Origin of the sequence: Labrys okinawensis, assembly GCF_047345005.1 — a bacterium.
Classification (GTDB): Bacteria; Pseudomonadota; Alphaproteobacteria; order Rhizobiales; family Labraceae; genus Labrys; species Labrys okinawensis.
The window spans coordinates 6,967,874-6,984,731 of record NZ_CP178864.1; the positions used below are offsets into that span (position 1 = coordinate 6,967,874).

The following is a 16,858-nucleotide window of genomic DNA, read 5'->3' on the forward strand; positions in this document are numbered from 1 at the left end:
CCTGTCACATCGTGTGCATGGGGTGATGGCTGTTATCGTAGTAGCCGCGGCCATAGCGCATGAGCAGATGGTCGAGAGCTTCGATCGAATGCTCGATCTCGTCGATCGCCTCGATCGTCATGTCGGTCCAATCGGTGCCAAGGCGCTCCTTGACGCAGAAGCGACCATCCTTGAGCGCGTCGAGCCGTTCATGCAGCCTTTCCCGTTCGCTGAAGCACCAGCTGGTCAGGTCCGTCATTTCGGTCATGGACATCTCCCACAGCTTTATCTTGCTTGCTTGGGCGGAGCAGCCTCCGCCGACAGTACGAAGGCCGGGGAAAATGCGACTCTCATTCGGCGGATCTGAGGCGCGAAGGCCCTCAAATATGCGTTGGATGAGTGCCTGCGCCGCTTTGTCGCAAGGCCGTTATCCATACGCGAAGCGTTGATGTCAGACACCGACAATCACCGTGGCTTTCCAGTTCACAATGGTTTACAATCCGTTACATATCGTGATGTGTCGATGCGCCATCCAACCGATCGTTCCGGGCGAGGCAGGCTATGTCGCTTCATTCTTATCAGTGGCCCACCAATCCAAACTACCCAGCCAAGCATGCGGTGCGGGACTGCGCCTATAATCTGGCTTGGCACAAGTTCCAGGAGTCCCATCGCGTGATCGATGTGAGTCAGCGCAAAGCCTATGAAGCCGCGTTGAAGGACATCGTCTCGCATCTGTGCGATCATGGTGACCTCGATACCATCATGCTGTCGCACCGCGCCTATTCGCAGCTCCTGAAGCGCACGAGGTCGTAAGCAACGCTGGGTCCTCAAGAGCCCACCCAGCAAGGGCAGCGAAGCAATCCAGGGCGGAGCCTGTCCGCCCGTGGTTTGCCTGGGCGCGCTCGCGATAATCGGCACCGCGATCTTTTCGAGCAGGCTCTTCCATTCACGCATAATTGTTGGACAAATAATGCCTTCCCGGGCTGATATGGCGCCGCACCATTTGCGGATGCCTGCCCATGTCCTCCGTTACGCCCGATCTCCTGCGCCTCTACAGCCATAGCGACGCCCTCGCCCTCGCCGACCTTGTGAAGAGAGGCGAGATCTCGCCTATCGAGCTGGTGGAAACCGCCATCACTGCCATCGAAACGCTCGATCCCCACCTCAATGCCGTGGTGATCCGGCATTTCGAGATGGCCCGCGCCATGGCCGCGGAGATGAAACCCAATGGACCTTTCGCCGGCGTTCCCTTCCTCCTCAAAAATCTCGGCTCCCATTGGAAGGACACGCGGCTCACCGGCGGCATCGGTTTTCGCGAGAATTTCGTCTGCGACACGGATTCCGAGATGGCCCGCCGCATGCGTGCCGCCGGCCTCATTCCGCTTGGGCGCTCCAACACGCCGGAGAATGGCTGGTGCATCGCCACCGAGCCCAGGCTCTACGGCCCCACACTCAACCCCTGGAACGAGGCGGTCACACCCGGCGGCTCCAGCGGCGGATCGGCGGCGGCTGTGGCCGCGCGCATGGTGCCGCTGGCCGAAGCCAGCGACGGCGGCGGTTCGATCCGCGTGCCCGCGTCCTGTTGCGGCCTTGTCGGCCTGAAGCCCTCGCGCGGGCGCATTTCCTATGGGCCGCCCGACGCCGACATCTGGTTCGGCAGCGTCTATTTCTTCGCGGTCACGCGCACGGTCCGCGACAGCGCAGCCTTCCTGGACGCCACGGCCGGCACGTTGCCGGGTGATCCCTATATCCCCCCGACGACACCGGGCACATCCTGGCTCGCCAGTCTCGCCGACAGGCCGCGCCAGCTCAGGATCGGCTACACGCTTACCCCGCCCTGGGGGCCGGCCTTTGCGCCGGACGTCTCGGCGGCGCTGAGGGATACAGTGGCGCTGCTTGAAGCCTTCGGTCACAACCTCGAGGAACACGCCTTCACGACCGACCTCGAAAAGGCCTGGATCGACTATAATCAGGTCAATTCGGTGGAGATCGCGCGCGATCTGGACGCGCAGGCGGAATGGGCGGGGCGGGCCCTGCGCGAGGATGACCTCGTGGCCTTCAACTGGGCCCAGTACCAGCGCGGCCGCTCGCAATCGGCCATCGCCTTCAGCGCTGCCGTCGATGGCATCCGCCGAGCAAACCGCGCCATCGCGACCGAGCTTGCGCCCTTCGACGCCTTCCTGACGCCGACGCTGACGCAATTGCCGAGGCCGGTCGGCTACTGGGACATGAACGAGCCAGACTTCGACGCCTATATCGCCCGCTGGACCGACGCCGCCTTCATGTTCGCCTTCAATATCTCGGGCCTGCCGGCGATCTCGCTGCCTGCGGCCTGGACGGGTGACGACGTGCCGGTGGGCGTGCAACTCGTCGGGCACTATGGCGATGAAGCCACGCTCCTGCGCCTGGCTGCCCATATCGAAGAGGCCCGTCCATGGATCCAGCGCACAAGCCGAAGAACTGCGTGGATTGAGGTGAGGCCCCGCCGGCTACCGCGACGAAAACCGGGAGGGCCTCACCCGCAGGGGTCCGTTGTCATGACGGACCCCTTACTTTGCTAAGCCGCTGCTGCGCGGGCAGCGCCACGCGAAACAGTCACGGCGTTTTGCAATCCGGCGTAACCGGGAAGCCTCAGATGCTGCCACCCTTCTCTATGGCTTCATGCAGGTCTTCATATTCCTCGCAGCCCGTGCCGCAGATCGTCTGGATGGTGTTAAGCTGCTCCTTGGCAAGATCGAGCCGGCCCTTGATCACATAGGCTTCGCCCAGATATTCGCGGACTTGCGCGTAGTGCGGATCGGCCTGGACTGATTTCAGGTAATAGCCGATGCCCTCGTCGGTGCGACCGAGCTTGCGGGTGGCATAGCCGCGATAATTCAGCGCCTTGGCAGTGTTGGGATCGTGCAAGAGGTCGAGAACCTCGAGCGACTCGCCATAGCGGTCGGCCTTGGCCAGCACCCAGGCGTAATTGGCCATATCGTCGTCATCCATCGCGTCGGCCTTCATCTTGAGGCAGGCCTTCTTCTTCGTGCTCCAGACCTGGCCCTTCGGGCAGGTGGTCATGTCGGTAATCGGCTTGCCGTTGCCACCACCGTTACCCATGCCACCCCCGCCGCCTGAGCCCCCGCCCGAACCACCGCCGCTGGAGCCGCCACCTCCACCACCACCGGAGGCGAAGACCGCGCCGGCTGTGAGCATGAAGGCTGAGGCTAGGGCTGTGACGGCCACCTTGCGGGCCGTCGATGACATCAGGGACATGGTGTTCCTCCATTGGGTGAATGTGGGAAGAACACGCATGCTGGGAAATTATTCGCGGGGTTGGTGTACTGGTCCTAAGTCCGGCACCCCAAATCCCCTTCACTTTCCTTGACTCTTCGACTTATCGCTGTATAAGCCACGCCAGCGCGCGGCCTTCGGGCCGCGTGCATTTTTTCGTGGCTGCCCCCGCAATGTTCGGAGGCGGCAGATATCAACGACCTGGAAAAGCCGGCCGTTCGGGATGTCCGTAAGGAAGCCTCGAACAGAATGCCGGGTCCGAACGAGGATAATCATGTTCGCGGTCATCAAGACGGGCGGTAAGCAATACCGCGTCAATCAGAACGACGTTCTCCGTGTCGAGAAGCTCGACGCCAAGGTAGGAGAAGTCATCGTATTTCCGGAGATCCTGGCTGTTGGCGGTGACGCCGGCCTGACTTTCGGCACCCCTACGGTTGCAGGTGCTTCGGTTGCCGCCGAAGTGGTCGAGCATGACCGTGACGACAAGGTCATCGCTTTCAAGAAGCGCCGCCGCCAGAATTCAAAGCGCAAGCGCGGCCATCGCCAGCACCAGACCGTGGTGCGGATCTCCGAGATCCTCACCGGCGGCGCCAAGCCCTCCAAGGCTGCTGCGAAGGCTGTCGAGGCCGATGAAGCCCCCGCTGCTGTCGCCGCCGTCCCGGCCGGCGAGCTCGACGTCTCGAATCTCTCGCTGATCTCGGGCATCGGCCCGGCCATCGAGAAGAAGCTGCGGGCCGCCGGCATCGTCAGCTGGAACGAGATCGCCGCTTGGACCGACGAGGACGTCGCCAAGTGGGACGAGGAACTCGCCCTGCGCGGCCGCGCCACCCGCGAAGAGTGGGTCACCCAGGCCAAGGAGCTTCTGGCCGGCAAGCCGCCGCGTGCCAAGGTCGATCAGGCCGAGCTAGCTTCGGGCAAGGATCTCTGATTTCCTTCCGCCCGTAAGGGCTGACAGGGACGAGATTTCGTTTCATGGGGTCGACATTCCGCCCGCTTTCGGGCATTGTCGCCCCGAATTGATGGATTTCACCGCCGCGTCACAGCACCGGCGTAGACAGGATTCGAGGAGTTATCGCCATGGCTCACAAGAAAGCAGGCGGTTCGTCGCGCAACGGTCGTGATTCGCGCGGCCAACGCTTGGGCGTCAAGAAGTTCGGTTCGGAAGAAGTCGTTGCCGGCAACATCATCGTGCGCCAGCGCGGCACGAAGTGGCATCCCGGCGTGAATGTCGGCATGGGCAAGGATCATACCCTTTTCGCCCTTTGTGACGGCCGAGTCGACTTCCGCACGCGCGCCAACGGCCGAATTTACGTCAATGTCGCCGCCCCCGAGGCCGCGATGAAAGTAGCAGCAGAATAAACCCGGCGGGACGTCAGCTCCGCCGGCTCCACTGGACCCGGCGGACCTGAAAAAGCCCCAAATGGGACTGAGGTTGCAGCGGGGGCGGTGGAGAGATCCAATCGCCCCTTTTTCATGCCTGGAGCTGCCCCAAATGTCCTCTCTCGAAATTCTCCCGGCCGAGATCTTACCCACCATCGAGATCGAGACGGAGCGCCTGATCCTGCGCTCTCCGCGTTTCGCCGACGTGCCCGCGATGGCCGCCCTTGCCAATGATCCAGCCGTCGCCCTGATGACGGGCCGCCTGCCGTTCCCCTACGGCGAGAGCGACGCGCTGGACTTCGTGCATTTCCAGGCGGAAGCCCGTCAGGCCGGCAAGGAACTGGCCTTTGCGATCGAATGCAAGACGAGCGGCGATTTCCTCGGTTGCGTCGGCCTGCGCTTCCCCAAACGCGACAACGCCGAGATCGGCTACTGGCTGGGCCAGCGGCATTGGGGCCAGGGGCTGGCCACGGAGGCGGCCCGCGCCCTGATCGATCACGGCTTTTCGACCCTTGGGATCGCCGCCGTCACCGGCGAATGCCGCGTCATCAACGAGGCCTCGCGCCGCGTGATGGAGAAATGCGGCCTGCGCTACGTCAATTCGGGCCTGCGTCATGCGCCCGCCCGCGGCGGCGCCTTGCCGATCGATCGCTTCAGTCTGACCCGGTCCGACTGGGCCAGCTTCAAGGCCTGGCGGCCGGCGATCGTGCGCGGCATGACACCGTCGAGCGAATTGATGGCATAGGCCTGGGAGGCGCGGAACCGCTAAATCGGACAGAAAACGCCGACTTGGAGGTCGGCACACCAGGGACGCGGCATCGCACTGGTGTGCCGGTCTCCAGACCAGCATGGAACCTCTCTGTCGGACCAAAAAGATGCCGGTCCGAAGACCGGCACACCCTCACGTCACGCTCGCCAGCGCTTGCGCGACGCGCATATCACCCCAGGCCTTCGGCGGGGTCGGAGGGGCGCTCTTGCTCTTCAAATCCGTGCCCTGGCCATTGGTCAGCGAAACCTGGCCTCCGCGGGTCTTCACCGTCACCAGCCCGTGCTCGACGAAGACGCCGAACACACCATTGCTGGGCCCGGCGAAAAATTTGGTGCCGCGCGCCGCGATCAAACCAAACGGCGTGGTGACATTGAGCGTGCCCGAGGGCTTGTCGTCGGGGCGGTCGAACAGGATGGCGCCGCGCTCCAGCACGAGTTCGCCGCCACGGTCGACCAGGAACTTGTCGATGCGCACGCGGGTGCGCTCGCCCAGCGACAGGCGGGTCATCTCACCGAGCTTGGCGCCGAGCCGCGCGCCGGCACCCGTGGTGAGCGTGTCGTCGATGAAGACTGAATCGCCGACCGAGAGGGTGCGCTTCTCGCCCTTGAGCTGGCCGGTGCTCTCGCCGGTAACCTGGACGACCGAGCCCGCCTCGATGATCTGCATGGCGGCAGCCGCGAAGCCGGGGCGCGCACCGGCAAGGGCCAGCCCTATCAGCAGGGAACGGCGATGAATGAGCATGTTGACGCTTCCTTGTCGAAACCCGCCCGCTTCACGGCGAAGCAGGCGGAAACCCAGCGAGACAAAATCTTCTTCTGCAGGCGATATGGCAAGGATCGTGTCTGCGCCGTGACAGGAAACACGTGGCGATGACCTAGTAGCTCTGGTCACACACGCGCTGGCGGCGGACGACGTAGCGCCCGTAATAATCGTCATAGACCTTCACATTGCGATAGTAGCAATGCGGCCGGTACTGCTTGTAGCGCGGCTGATAATCCTGATTGTAGCCGCCGCCATAGCCGTTGTCATATTGCGCCAGGGCCGGCAGTGGCGCCAGGGCACCCAGCGCCACGGCGGCGGCGAGCAGCGCCGGGCGAATTTTCAGGCTGGAAGTCGTCATTGCGAATCTCCTCGCTCGAACACGACACCAAGGGCGGGGCCCGACAGCCCGGGCCGGCCTTTGATAAATGGCAGTTGAGACGGATAGTTGGAACGTTGGCCCGGTGAAGTCCGACCAACGCCACCGCATCGCCGGCCCGCGGGGTCGGGCAGGCAAGTTGAGGCACAAGCACTTTGACGGCCTCATCCTAGCCGGTCTGTTTCCGTTGAAACAGATCAACTTTAGGGTGAAGTCGCGTCTGCCCTACACGTGTGGAGATCATTGGGCGGAGTTGGGATCCTGCGGCTTGTCGGCCGTCTTCCAGAGCGAGAATACGATACTGCCCGCGATGATCGTCACCGTTACGGCCAGCGCCAGGGCCGGATCCACCTTGCCGACGAGATGGCCCCAATAGATCTTGCCGCCGATGAAGACGAGCACGAGGGCGAGCGCATATTTCAGGTAGTGGAAGCGGTCGATCATGGCGGCGAGGGCGAAATAGAGGGCTCGGAGGCCGAGGATGGCCATGATGTTGGCCGTGTAGACGATGAAGCTGTCCGTGGTGATGGCGAGGATCGCCGGCACCGAATCGACGGCGAAGACGATGTCAGCGGCGTTGATGACGATCAGCGCCAGGAGCAAAGGGGTCGCGTGGAGCAGCATGCGACCACTGGCGGGTTCCGCCTGGCGCACGAGGAAGCGGTTGCCATGCAGGCCATCGGTGACGCGCATATGGCGGCGCAGGAGGCGCAGCAGCCAGTTCTCCTTGAATTTGGAGCCCTCGTCCCGAGCCATCAGCATGCGGATGCCGGTGAGGATCAGGAAGGCGGCGAAGAGATAGAGCACCCAGTCATAGCGCTGCACGATGCTGGCGCCGGCCAGGATCATGATGCCGCGCAGCACCACGGCAGCCAGGATGCCCCAGACGAGCGCACGATACTGGAAGGCCGGCGGCACGGCGAAATAGCGGAAGATCAGCGCGATTACGAAGACATTGTCGATCGACAGCGATTTTTCGATGAAGTAGCCGGTGAAATAGTCGAGCGCCGGGCTGGTCCCATCGGGCCGCTCGCCCAGGCCCCACCAGATCGCGCCGCCGAACAGCATGGCGATGACGACATAGACAGCCGAGAGCCTGAAGCTTTCGGCAACGCCGAGGACCTTGTCGTCGCGGTTGAGCACCCCGAGGTCGAAGGCGAGCAACAGCGCGACGAAGGCCAGAAAGCTAAGCCACATCCAGACGGGCTGGCCGGCAAAATCGAAAAACAGGAGATCGAACATCGGAACCGGACCCATATGCTTCGAGAGATCGAAGCCGGCTCCGACATCGCGGACAAGATCCGCCAGAGGGGCCCGGCAGCCGGCGCGCCTTGATCGCCGATTTCGGGCACGGGGGTCAAGGGGCGGCGGATTAAGCTTTGGTTAGGCGAGGAAGATCTTCCCTGGGACCGCAGGCATCCCAGCCTGCTCTTGGAAACGATAGGCCTTACAACAGAGGAAGAGCAGGCAGGGATGCCTGCGATCCCGGGAAGCAAGCCCCACCAGCCGCGCTCTGCAAACGCAAAAAGGGCCGAAGCACCAGGCTCCGGCCCCAAACGTCCACAAGACCCATCCGCTTACTAGGCGGCGGTAGCGATCTTCTTCTCGATCTCGCGCTTCAGGCGAACGGCCGTGGTCGACAGCTCGGAGCTGCTGGCCTTGATCAGCCAGGCGTCGAGGCCGCCATTGTGCTCCACGGTGCGCAGGCCGGCGCTCGACACGCGCAGGCGCACGGAGCGACCGAGCACATCGGAAATCAGCGTGACATTGTGCAGGTTCGGCAGGAACTTGCGCTTGGTCTTCACGTTCGAATGGCTCACCTTGTGGCCAGACTGGACGCCCTTTGCGGTCAGCGAGCAACGGCGGGACATGGTACTATCCTTCTTGATCAGAACGGCGCCGCTCACGCGAGGCCTCAGGCAAATAGAAAACCGCCACCCGGGATGGGTGCCGGTCCTCCGCCAGAAATTGTGTGCGTTGCTATAGTCGGGCCCTTGCACGGCGTCAAGAGTATCCGCGAGAGGACTTGCCTTCTGACGCGCTTGCCTGTATCAGGGCGGCGCGTCTCCATAGCCTGCGCCGAGCATCGGCAACGGCCCCACCGGAAGACGCCTTGGCGCCGCTTTAGCTCAGCCGGTAGAGCACATCATTCGTAATGATGGGGTCGCGTGTTCGAGTCACGCAAGCGGCACCAACAATTTCAATAGTTTACGGTGTACTCCAAAGATAGACGAGGCATAGCTGGACACACTGAGGGCGTACCGTGGGAGGTATTCGCAACTCCTGGTGCAATTCAGGGTGTCTTGAGATTGCGCCTACCACCGAGCATCATCGAGCTTCGCCTCCTCAAATACCTCAGAAACACCGTTCGACGCCGATTACGCTCATGCCTTGATTGAGGTAGAAACGCGAGGGGAGAGGCCGGCCCGAGACCTTCGCCGTTGAGCATGTCGGGTTAGCGCCTTGAATTAGAGAATGTGCTGCGGCTTCTTTGCACGGCGGTGAACTTCGCAGCCTTACCCCCAGAGTTGAAAAATAACAGCTGAGCCTAGGTCCGTCCGAAAATCACCCGTACCAACCTAACTGTGTACAACATTCGGCATCCAATTGGGGGGATAGATGGCAAAGGACGGACCATACCGGGAGGTTGTTGTCGAGAGCTTCTACTCTGGTGGCAGGGGCGTCCAAATACGTCCAATTGAGGGCCAAGCATTCTCACAACATCTTTTAGTCGAGTGTTCGAAAAGCTTGATCGATGACTATCCAGTAGGCACCAGGTTCAAAATTCGTGCTAAATTGACAGATCGACTAGGTAGTGGGGATTTCTTGTACTCTTATCATCGTTGGAAGGTGGAAGTTCTTGGAAAACCCTAGCTAGCAACATACGGAGATTGATTAGGTCAAACTCTCGTCTTCCGCTCCAAAATAGTATGTTATACGCGGCTAGGATCGCATCCCACCCGCCAATCAGCTATTGTGAAGCGTGGGCCTGCGCGGCTGCTACTAGAAAAACATTGCCGACTTGGAACCCACCAACGTCGATACCAACAGTCCTCGATCCAACCTGGTATTGCGGGCCTCACACGATGTCTCGGGCACGAGAATGCATGCGTGACAAGCAGCACCATGAAGCGGCCGCTCATCGAGATCTGTCCCCGCGTGGTGGTCCGCGCATATCGGGTCGTTCGAGCAAAGCTCGAGACCTTGAACTGCCTTCGCCAGGATCTCCGGTAGGCGCTCGGCCATACCGCTCAGGCCGCCAAGAGTGCCCTGAGCACCGGCAGTTGAGGTGTAAATGAGTATGCCGAAGCGTTCGGGCTGGCCAGCGCCGCTGGCGTAGATGCGCTCTTTCAGGGAGGAAATCGGATAGCCACACTCCAATGCCAGTTCCGCCATCAGGGCGTGTGAGAGTGAGTGCAGAGCCCAGTACGCTACGCCGAGATGCCTCGGAGGGCGGTTAAAATGTGCAGCCTCCTGGGCCTCACTGCGGTGAAGCTCGCTGGCGTGGTCGACGACGTCGGCGCGGTCGCGCCAGTTCCGAATGAAGTCCGGATTCACATGCAGGAATATCCCTTCACCGAACTGCTCGATGGCTGGCAGCCACTTCACTTGTCGGTCGAGGGGAGCGCCGTCAACCTTGAGCCGGATTTCATCGAGCTCGCTCTCGGCCGGCGTTGGCGGTGGCTCGAGGCGGGTGAAGCCGTAGAGGCAAGTAACCTCCCGCAAGCGACTTACCTTGACGATGTTGCCGATGAATCCGTCCCAGGGCGCCGAGAGCGTCAAGGAGGTCCGGTCCAGCGTCTCTGCGAATAAGAATGCCCCCGCATCGTCGTAGCCGATCGTTGGTGCGCCGGATGCCAGCGCATCGAACTCTGCGATCCGCGGATTCGTTGACGGGCTGTCACCACCCTCAGCCATCGTCGCTAACGCACTCGCTATTTCCTGGTCGGAAAAAGGGGCAAAAGGCTCCTTTGTTTGCGGGAGAGATCTCAGCACCTGGATAAAGTTTGGCAGACTACGAAGAGACTCGACCGTTTGGCGGTGTTCATCAATCGTCTGACGCACACGATCATCTGTGCGTGTCAGTGAGATCACTGTCACAGTCTGCGCAAAGTAAGTATTGGTCGCCGAGCGGGATAGGAGTCGAAGGTCCTCGATGCAGCTCTCCCCGGCAACATACCGGGGCATGAGCCACGGGCTCAAAGCGCTGCAGGTGCCGAGAAATTTCGGCTTGTAGAGGTCTGCCATCGTAACCCGCGAGCCGCAGTTGCATTGCACGGAAATGTCCGAGGGATCAGAGCTGACGCCTCGTTCAACCCAAAACATCGGTTTACGGCAGCTTCGGTCACCGCCGCGATGCACCAGTCCCCTCCAGTCGATATCTTCGAGATGTCCTTTCGCACATGCACCGACAAAGCGTATCGGATTGACACCCAGGCGTTTGCCGTTGGCAGAGTCCACGTAGCTCAGCCGATCGCCTCGCGTTTGGAGGTGCTCGAACTCGACCATTCTACGCCGTGTTTCGGAGGTCGCGGGCGCCTGGCCTGTAGCTGCCGGTACATCCTCGACCGTAAACCAGGTGGGGAACACCATGACATCAACACCCGGTCGGCGATCGTCGTGCCGGTCATCATCGTGTTCCGGCGGCGGGCGCAGCCCCTCGAACTCCGGCCCGAACGCGAGTTGTTGGCGGAGTAGGGGGACGAGGCGCTGTTCCTCTATTGGCTGCCACTGACCTCCGTGGTGCCAGCCCTGAAGACCGGAAACGACTACAGCGTGGTCGGGCAGATCCAGCATCGCGCCGGGGCCGTAGGTCAGCAAAAGCTGCGAGAAGCTCTGTGTGGTGTCGGGCATGGTAGCTCGCAGTTAGAGGGTTTGACCTTTTGGTGTTTTCAGGCGAAGCAGGGCCACGGGCTCCGTATCACGCATCGATCGGCCCGCAACGAACAGGCGCCGCTCGGGCGTCATATTGGTCTGTTGACTCTGCGGGTCCTGAAGCAGGCGCCGCACTGGCTGTTCGTTCGCATATTTGAACGGGTCACCGCCTCTAGTTTGTGCATCGGCAATGTCGATCCAGGCGGCCTTGAGTGTATCGAGACGGTTGAGACACCGATCGACCTGTGATTGTGGTGCGCCTCCCTCAGCCATCTTGCTTCGCACAGCCGCAGCAAGCACGGCGAATGTCTTGTCGTGTAGCGCGACGCTAGCGGCTGCATCGTTAGGAGTCAGGTTCGGCTCGAAGTGACGAACCGCGGCAACCATCATGGCTGCCAGAGCGCGATCCAGGGCGCGGGTCGAGAACGGCGTGACGCTGGTTGCTTCTACTGCGCGGTAGAAACTTTTATGGAAGGCACGGAACTGTTCGTAGTGCATGCGGTCACGCGGCTTATGCACGTTGAGCAGAGTGATAACCAATCCAGGTTTATGACCCTCGCGGCCGACACGCGAGGTCGCTTGAATATACTCGGCAGCAGTCTTGGGCTGTCCTTGGACGACCATCAGACCTAGCCGGCCTATGTCGAGCCCCACTGAGATCATATTAGTGGCTAGGGCGACATCTACTGCCCCCTTCTGGTTTGCAGGACGCCCAAGTTTGGTCCTCGCTTCGGAAACCTTGTCCGTGCTGTAGCGCGAGGTCAGCTCCTCGACTTCCCTTAAGCGGCGATTGGCGAACGGCCTTCCAGTCGGTTGAAGGCGCACACGGCTCGATCCATAGCTTCCCAGGTGAGCACGAACCTCATCGTCCACGATACGCCTTGCGCCACCCAACTCGCGGAGCGCATTGAAATAGCATAGCGCCGTGAGGTAGGGGTCTGCTGGATCATCGGCACTGCCACTGGCGAGTGCCTCCGCGCCGGCGAGCAACGTTTGCAGCGTCCTGAGGAAGACGAGCTTTGGTCCCCTGCCAGGCGAAGCCACACCAACGTAGAGCCGCGATGGCGATGTCGTGTCGGCCTTGGCGAAGAAGGAGTCGCTGCGGCTTATACCCGGTGGAGGAAAAATCGCCGTGCTTGCACGTCCGAAGAGGCTTCGTATCTGCGCGCTAGCGCGGCGCACCGTGGCGGTAGAAGCCACGATCTTTGGCCCACGCGGCGCGTCATTGATATTGCGCGAGGCCAATAGATCGAAAGCCGTTTCGTAGAGCCCGGCAATTGTTCCGAGAGGGCCCGAGATCAGGTGCAACTCGTCCTGAATTATGAGATCGACCGGTGGTAGAGGTGCCGGCAGCCTCGTGCCCTTGTTTGGCTCAGCTGCGCCGTAGAATCCTGTCCCGTCGTGGCGTGTGACATTGCCGAAGAAGGCGCCTGCGCCTCCGACCCAGGGGACGTTGGCGAACTTGTCGATGGTTGCAATCATGAACGCCGGCAGCCGCCGATAGATTTCTTCGTCGACCACCACGATCGGCAGCCTATCGAGGCTGGAGAAATCGCAGTCAATGCTATCACAGCGGATATCGAGACGTTGCGGATTCTGTTGGTGTGGATACAGGTGGAACGCATCGGGCTTTAGCTCGCCGCCACACCAGGGGCAGTTCTTGAGCGGTGCTGGTGCGGGACCGCGGCCATTCCGGTAGCTTCGCACCCATTGAATGGCAGACTTTGGCGTAGGATTAGCGGCGCTGCCGAAGGTATTGGGCGTGGCGCCCGCTCCGACCCAGAGGCCAATCTCTATCGGCCACTGGCCAAGGCGCCCTCGGTCGCGCCGCTCCAGCTCAAGCGCGCAGACAAGGCCAGCGGCCCGCTGAAGCTGATCCAGCGTCAGCAGGCGAAGGGTGTAACGCATCACGACCGACAGACCGGCTCCGCCAAGATCGGAATGGTCCAGTCGCCTCCGGGCTATCGCGAAGGCGGCTAAGCCCAGATAGGCCTCGGTCTTGCCGCCGCCTGTGGGGAAGAACAGCAGATCTACCGTCGCTCGATCCCGATGAAGCGGATCGACGAGACCGTCAAGATTGAGAAGGATGAAGGCGAGCTGGAAGAGGCGCCAGCCAGGCGCTGATTGTTGGTCAGGTGCCTTACCGTTGATCGTGTAACTACGCTGGCGGTTGGCTCGCGCCATGGTGCGGTTCATGATCGTGAAAGCTTCCCGACTTATCGGATCGGCCACCAACCGTGCTATGCCGCTCGCGATGCGTTCTCTCGCGACCTCGATATCCTTGAGAAGCTGGCGCGCAACCTCTTGGCGCTTTTTGCCGTTGATTTGGCCTACCGCCTTGGCCTGTTCCAAAGCCCATGCTGAGTACGCAGCTGGCAACTGTTCGAGTGCTGCCCGCAGGCTCTCGGCGTTCTCGGCGGCGGCAGCCAGAGCCTCCATCTTGCGCTCGACGCTGGCAAGGTCGATGTCGGCGCCAAGTTTCTCGACGTCCTGGCAGGGGATGGAGTTTGTGAACACCGTCGTGACACGGCGGTCGCCGTTCGTCGTATCCCAATCGCTCGAGCTGTTGTGGCCCGTCGCGTAAGAGACGACATCGGCATAGTGGAGATCCGAGAGGCGCTCGTCGAAGTCTCCGGCGTCGTAGGACGCGCGATCGTCGTTCGGCTCGAAACCGAGCGGCGATGTCAGCTCCAGCCGGGCCTGGAAGCAGAACGACAGGTCGCCGTAGCGCCGGAGAGCCTCAGAGCGTCTGTTGACGAGGAAGACCGAGACGGCAAGCAGATCGCGGCGATGGCCGTCAATCCCGGCAGTGTGCGTGGGTCGCACCGAAACAGCAAGCTCAAGCCCGCCTCCGGGGTAAGCGGGCGCCGTACTTTCGGGAACAAGATATTTGTGCAGCCCATGCTTGATGGGGATCGGCACCCGCCTCTCTCGCGGCAGGCGGCGCCACTGCAGGCTGCTGCGCGCAGGCTCATCGAGTTTCCGCTTTTCCTTGGCTGCAGCCTCGCGCTCCTCCGGATTGACCAGGGTGGAGGCCAAGGGAGGCTCGGTGACATAGTCGCCCCAGGTGATACGGGCCTCGATCGACGTAGCCTCAAGTGGCAACAAAACGGTAAGGCCAATGGAGGACGGTACGAACGAGCGGCGCAGCGGCGGCTCCGTCGTGCCGGCATCTTCGCCCGCGCCCGGACCCGGTGCTCCCTGTTCGAGACCTTCCGTCTCTCGCAGCGTCTCGAGCGCAAGCTCTGCTTGCTGCTCGTCCGCAAGTTCGGCGCGCCTGACCGCAACCGTCCTCCGAGAAGGGGCAAGGAAGCCCGTCAGATACCAGGTCGACGGGCTCGTTCCCTCCAGCACCTCGAGCGCAAGGTCCGGGTCGAGGTCCGGATGCGGGCCTACGAGATCGCGGCGCACGATCTCAACCAACCGCTCGCGAACTTCGACGGGCGTGCCCGGCTTGGAAAGGATGCTTAGTCGGTCCTGAGGTATCGCCGGTTCATCGCCTGCTGCCATCGCGTCCACCGCGTCATTTCCTCTCGAACTGCGCCAGTTGTGCCAGCGTCTGCTCCAGCCACTTCTGGGTGTAAGCCACTTTAAGTCCCGCCCTGGGCCGGAAGCCGGCGTCGCCCAGTAGCCGCTCTAGCGACATGAGACGATCCCTGAGGCCCATGCGGATGCCGATGCGAAGGCTGGCCTTGTCCGGGCCGCACAGCACCCAGGCATCCTTGCGTTCTATGGCATGGGCCCAGAGCGACTGTTCACCGGGATCGAGGAACCCGATCTCGGGATCGCGCACCAGTGCGCTGGCAAGCTCTTCAGCCCCGACGGGGTGGACCTGCCTGAGCGTCATCGCCATGACCGTGCTGTCGATCTGCTCTTCCGGGCGCCGCTTTTGGAAGCCGGTCTGGGTCTCGATGAAGCACATGGCCACCGTCTCTACCGCATATGCCCCAGTCAGCGCCTTCCACGCGCCAATGCGCCAGCACTCGATGATGACGTTGGTGTCGACGAGGACGGGACCGCTGTGGCGTGCCATGTCAGCATCACAACTCGTACGGCGCTTCCACGCCGTGCGCGGCGAAGAGAGCCGCAAAATCGTCGATCGCGACATTGACGATAGAGGCCACCCGGCGCATCGACGTCTTGCCCTCGTCGAGGGCGGTCGCGACGATCTGCACGAATGGCTTCGAGAAGAGCGCTGGTGGCATCTGTTTTTCTGGCTTGATCCTGCCGTTGTTCCTCAGGCTGTCATCCGAAATAGCATCGTTCTGTGTGCGGTCCAGGCGACCCATGCCGAACAGCCGCCAACGCAAGGCCTGCGAGGTCACCAGCAGCTCGTCAGCCACTACATTTAGACGATCGACCAACGCCTCGTCGGCCAACTGTGCCCAGTCGCCGAAGCGGTCCAGCACCGCCGACGGCATCAGCAGGGCCGAGGCGAAATTGTCGGCGAGGTGTTCGACGCGATTACGCTTTGTCGGCCTTGTCTCCTCGATATGCTCGGGCGGCATCTTCTCCCAGGTAAGGATATGGAAGAGTTCGTGGGCGAGGTCGAAATGCCGCCGCCCGGCGATTTCGTTGCGATTGATGAGCACGACATCCAACTCAGGCAATTGGCAGGCCGCACCGGACACGCCCTCAATCGGGTCGACCATCAGTACCAGCATACCGAGCCTGTCAGCCATGATCTCGGCGAGCCGATGGGCGGGCACATCACCCAAGCCGAACTCGGCCGCGAAGCGCTCACCGGCTGCGACGGCCTCAGCGTAGTTCGATTGCTTCGTCAGGCTCAGCGTCGGCCGGATCAGCGGCGGCTGGTGACCGACCTGCCGTCCGAGCACGCGAAAGGCCGCAATAAATCGACCGGCCGCCTCCTCGTAGCCGCGAAGCCTGTCGCTGTCGACGCCGGTCTGGCGCCAGGAGAAGCGGCCCTCCCCAGCCAGCATGAACGGGTCAGTGAAGTAATCTAGGGACACTCCGAAGATCCGGACAGCGCGCAGCAGTTCATCCGCCGAGACCTTACGTTCGCCGGTCTCAATCGCAGACAGGGTCTGGCGATCATTGAAGCCGAACTGCTCGGTAAGGGCCTCCTGGGACAGCTTGCGCTGCTCGCGTAGCGCCCTGATGCGCGCGCCGATGGTCGTGGTCATGTGAACCTCCGGCAATCAATCTAGTCTTGCGGAATTGAAGTTGCAAGATTTTCTTGCATTAGGTCGTTTGCCAATTCAAGCGCATCAGGCACTCGGACCCGGCGGACGCTAGACTGCTCCTTACGAGGGAGTGAGTGTGCCGGTTTCGATAGAAGCCGATCCTCCTTGCGGTGGATGAGGCGCGGCGCCAGATCAGCGAGAAGTGATCTTCAAAGTCAGGTGACTTTCGGAAGAATTTCGGGTGCTCGTAGAATACCTCACGGCAGTTGTCTGCCCTCGACGGGTCACCGTAGA

General features: G+C 61.9%; 15 protein-coding genes and 1 tRNA gene. 6 read left to right on the plus strand and 10 right to left on the minus strand.

Going from position 1 to position 16,858, the window contains the following annotated elements:
• Positions 1–4: 4 nt before the first annotated feature.
• Positions 5–247, minus strand: coding sequence for a hypothetical protein (locus tag ACMDCR_RS32320; protein ID WP_284310134.1), 243 nt, complete (start codon positions 245–247; stop codon positions 5–7).
• A 293-nt stretch (positions 248–540) separates the two neighbouring features.
• Between ACMDCR_RS32320 and ACMDCR_RS32325 the strand changes: the two genes are divergently transcribed.
• Together ACMDCR_RS32325 and ACMDCR_RS32330 are read left to right on the plus strand one after the other, a co-directional pair.
• The gene (locus ACMDCR_RS32325) at positions 541–792 is read left to right on the plus strand and encodes a hypothetical protein (protein ID WP_413990538.1); all 252 of its coding nucleotides are present in this window, start codon (positions 541–543) and stop codon (positions 790–792) included.
• Positions 793–998: 206 nt separating this feature from the next.
• Complete coding sequence (locus ACMDCR_RS32330) at positions 999–2,540, plus strand: amidase (protein ID WP_413990539.1); 1,542 nt, start codon at positions 999–1,001, stop codon at positions 2,538–2,540.
• A 70-nt stretch (positions 2,541–2,610) separates the two neighbouring features.
• On the opposite strand, the gene ACMDCR_RS32335 is transcribed toward ACMDCR_RS32330, so the two are convergent.
• On the minus strand, positions 2,611–3,237 hold the full coding sequence (locus ACMDCR_RS32335; RefSeq protein WP_413990540.1) for a tetratricopeptide repeat protein: 627 nt from the start codon (positions 3,235–3,237) through the stop codon (positions 2,611–2,613).
• A 292-nt stretch (positions 3,238–3,529) separates the two neighbouring features.
• On the opposite strand from ACMDCR_RS32335, the gene rplU reads away from it, so the two are divergent.
• The 3 genes from rplU to ACMDCR_RS32350 all read left to right on the plus strand — a co-directional run bounded on the left by rplU (position 3,530) and on the right by ACMDCR_RS32350 (position 5,380).
• Entirely contained in the window at positions 3,530–4,183 is a 654-nt protein-coding gene (rplU, locus tag ACMDCR_RS32340; RefSeq protein ID WP_413990541.1) for a 50S ribosomal protein L21, read from the plus strand.
• 149 nt (positions 4,184–4,332) lie between these two features.
• Positions 4,333–4,614, plus strand: coding sequence for a 50S ribosomal protein L27 (gene rpmA, locus ACMDCR_RS32345; protein ID WP_413990542.1), 282 nt, complete (start codon positions 4,333–4,335; stop codon positions 4,612–4,614).
• 133 nt (positions 4,615–4,747) lie between these two features.
• Complete coding sequence (locus ACMDCR_RS32350; RefSeq protein WP_413990543.1) at positions 4,748–5,380, plus strand: GNAT family N-acetyltransferase; 633 nt, start codon at positions 4,748–4,750, stop codon at positions 5,378–5,380.
• A gap of 156 nt (positions 5,381–5,536) precedes the next feature.
• Here the strand turns inward: ACMDCR_RS32350 and ACMDCR_RS32355 are convergent, their stop codons facing one another.
• The 4 genes from ACMDCR_RS32355 to rpmB all read right to left on the minus strand — a co-directional run bounded on the left by ACMDCR_RS32355 (position 5,537) and on the right by rpmB (position 8,413).
• A complete protein-coding gene (locus tag ACMDCR_RS32355) occupies positions 5,537–6,145 on the minus strand; it encodes a FecR domain-containing protein (protein WP_413990544.1) in 609 nt (202 codons plus the stop codon).
• A 133-nt stretch (positions 6,146–6,278) separates the two neighbouring features.
• Positions 6,279–6,524, minus strand: coding sequence for a hypothetical protein (locus ACMDCR_RS32360; protein WP_413990545.1), 246 nt, complete (start codon positions 6,522–6,524; stop codon positions 6,279–6,281).
• Positions 6,525–6,782: 258 nt separating this feature from the next.
• Entirely contained in the window at positions 6,783–7,784 is a 1,002-nt protein-coding gene (locus tag ACMDCR_RS32365) for a TerC family protein (RefSeq protein WP_413990546.1), read from the minus strand.
• 338 nt (positions 7,785–8,122) lie between these two features.
• On the minus strand, positions 8,123–8,413 hold the full coding sequence (gene rpmB / locus ACMDCR_RS32370; protein WP_413990547.1) for a 50S ribosomal protein L28: 291 nt from the start codon (positions 8,411–8,413) through the stop codon (positions 8,123–8,125).
• 247 nt (positions 8,414–8,660) lie between these two features.
• Here rpmB and ACMDCR_RS32375 point away from each other — a divergent pair.
• A tRNA-Thr gene (locus tag ACMDCR_RS32375) sits at positions 8,661–8,736 on the plus strand.
• An 809-nt stretch (positions 8,737–9,545) separates the two neighbouring features.
• On the opposite strand, the gene drmB is transcribed toward ACMDCR_RS32375, so the two are convergent.
• The 4 genes from drmB to ACMDCR_RS32395 are packed head-to-tail and all read right to left on the minus strand — an operon-like array spanning position 9,546 to position 16,564.
• Positions 9,546–11,396 carry a DrmB family protein gene (gene drmB / locus ACMDCR_RS32380; RefSeq protein ID WP_413990548.1) on the minus strand — a complete coding sequence of 617 codons (1,851 nt, stop codon included), beginning with the start codon at positions 11,394–11,396 and terminating at the stop codon, positions 9,546–9,548.
• Positions 11,397–11,408: 12 nt separating this feature from the next.
• The gene (gene drmA, locus ACMDCR_RS32385; RefSeq protein ID WP_413993785.1) at positions 11,409–14,927 is read right to left on the minus strand and encodes a DISARM system helicase DrmA; all 3,519 of its coding nucleotides are present in this window, start codon (positions 14,925–14,927) and stop codon (positions 11,409–11,411) included.
• Between the two features lie 13 nt (positions 14,928–14,940).
• Entirely contained in the window at positions 14,941–15,450 is a 510-nt protein-coding gene (locus ACMDCR_RS32390) for a hypothetical protein (RefSeq protein ID WP_413990549.1), read from the minus strand.
• Between the two features lie 7 nt (positions 15,451–15,457).
• Complete coding sequence (locus ACMDCR_RS32395) at positions 15,458–16,564, minus strand: helix-turn-helix domain-containing protein (RefSeq protein WP_413990550.1); 1,107 nt, start codon at positions 16,562–16,564, stop codon at positions 15,458–15,460.
• Between the last annotated feature and the right edge of the window lie 294 nt (positions 16,565–16,858).

What these genes read in the sequence shown, in the direction of transcription:
- ACMDCR_RS32320 (WP_284310134.1), bottom strand. Translation starts at nt 247, where the DNA reads ATGACCGAAATGACGGACCTGACCAGCTGGTGCTTCAGCGAACGGGAA.
- ACMDCR_RS32325 (WP_413990538.1), top strand. Translation starts at nt 541, where the DNA reads ATGTCGCTTCATTCTTATCAGTGGCCCACCAATCCAAACTACCCAGCC.
- ACMDCR_RS32330 (WP_413990539.1), top strand. Translation starts at nt 999, where the DNA reads ATGTCCTCCGTTACGCCCGATCTCCTGCGCCTCTACAGCCATAGCGAC.
- ACMDCR_RS32335 (WP_413990540.1), bottom strand. Translation starts at nt 3,237, where the DNA reads ATGTCCCTGATGTCATCGACGGCCCGCAAGGTGGCCGTCACAGCCCTA.
- rplU (WP_413990541.1), top strand. Translation starts at nt 3,530, where the DNA reads ATGTTCGCGGTCATCAAGACGGGCGGTAAGCAATACCGCGTCAATCAG.
- rpmA (WP_413990542.1), top strand. Translation starts at nt 4,333, where the DNA reads ATGGCTCACAAGAAAGCAGGCGGTTCGTCGCGCAACGGTCGTGATTCG.
- ACMDCR_RS32350 (WP_413990543.1), top strand. Translation starts at nt 4,748, where the DNA reads ATGTCCTCTCTCGAAATTCTCCCGGCCGAGATCTTACCCACCATCGAG.
- ACMDCR_RS32355 (WP_413990544.1), bottom strand. Translation starts at nt 6,145, where the DNA reads ATGCTCATTCATCGCCGTTCCCTGCTGATAGGGCTGGCCCTTGCCGGT.
- ACMDCR_RS32360 (WP_413990545.1), bottom strand. Translation starts at nt 6,524, where the DNA reads ATGACGACTTCCAGCCTGAAAATTCGCCCGGCGCTGCTCGCCGCCGCC.
- ACMDCR_RS32365 (WP_413990546.1), bottom strand. Translation starts at nt 7,784, where the DNA reads ATGTTCGATCTCCTGTTTTTCGATTTTGCCGGCCAGCCCGTCTGGATG.
- rpmB (WP_413990547.1), bottom strand. Translation starts at nt 8,413, where the DNA reads ATGTCCCGCCGTTGCTCGCTGACCGCAAAGGGCGTCCAGTCTGGCCAC.
- drmB (WP_413990548.1), bottom strand. Translation starts at nt 11,396, where the DNA reads ATGCCCGACACCACACAGAGCTTCTCGCAGCTTTTGCTGACCTACGGC.
- drmA (WP_413993785.1), bottom strand. Translation starts at nt 14,927, where the DNA reads ATGGCAGCAGGCGATGAACCGGCGATACCTCAGGACCGACTAAGCATC.
- ACMDCR_RS32390 (WP_413990549.1), bottom strand. Translation starts at nt 15,450, where the DNA reads ATGGCACGCCACAGCGGTCCCGTCCTCGTCGACACCAACGTCATCATC.
- ACMDCR_RS32395 (WP_413990550.1), bottom strand. Translation starts at nt 16,564, where the DNA reads ATGACCACGACCATCGGCGCGCGCATCAGGGCGCTACGCGAGCAGCGC.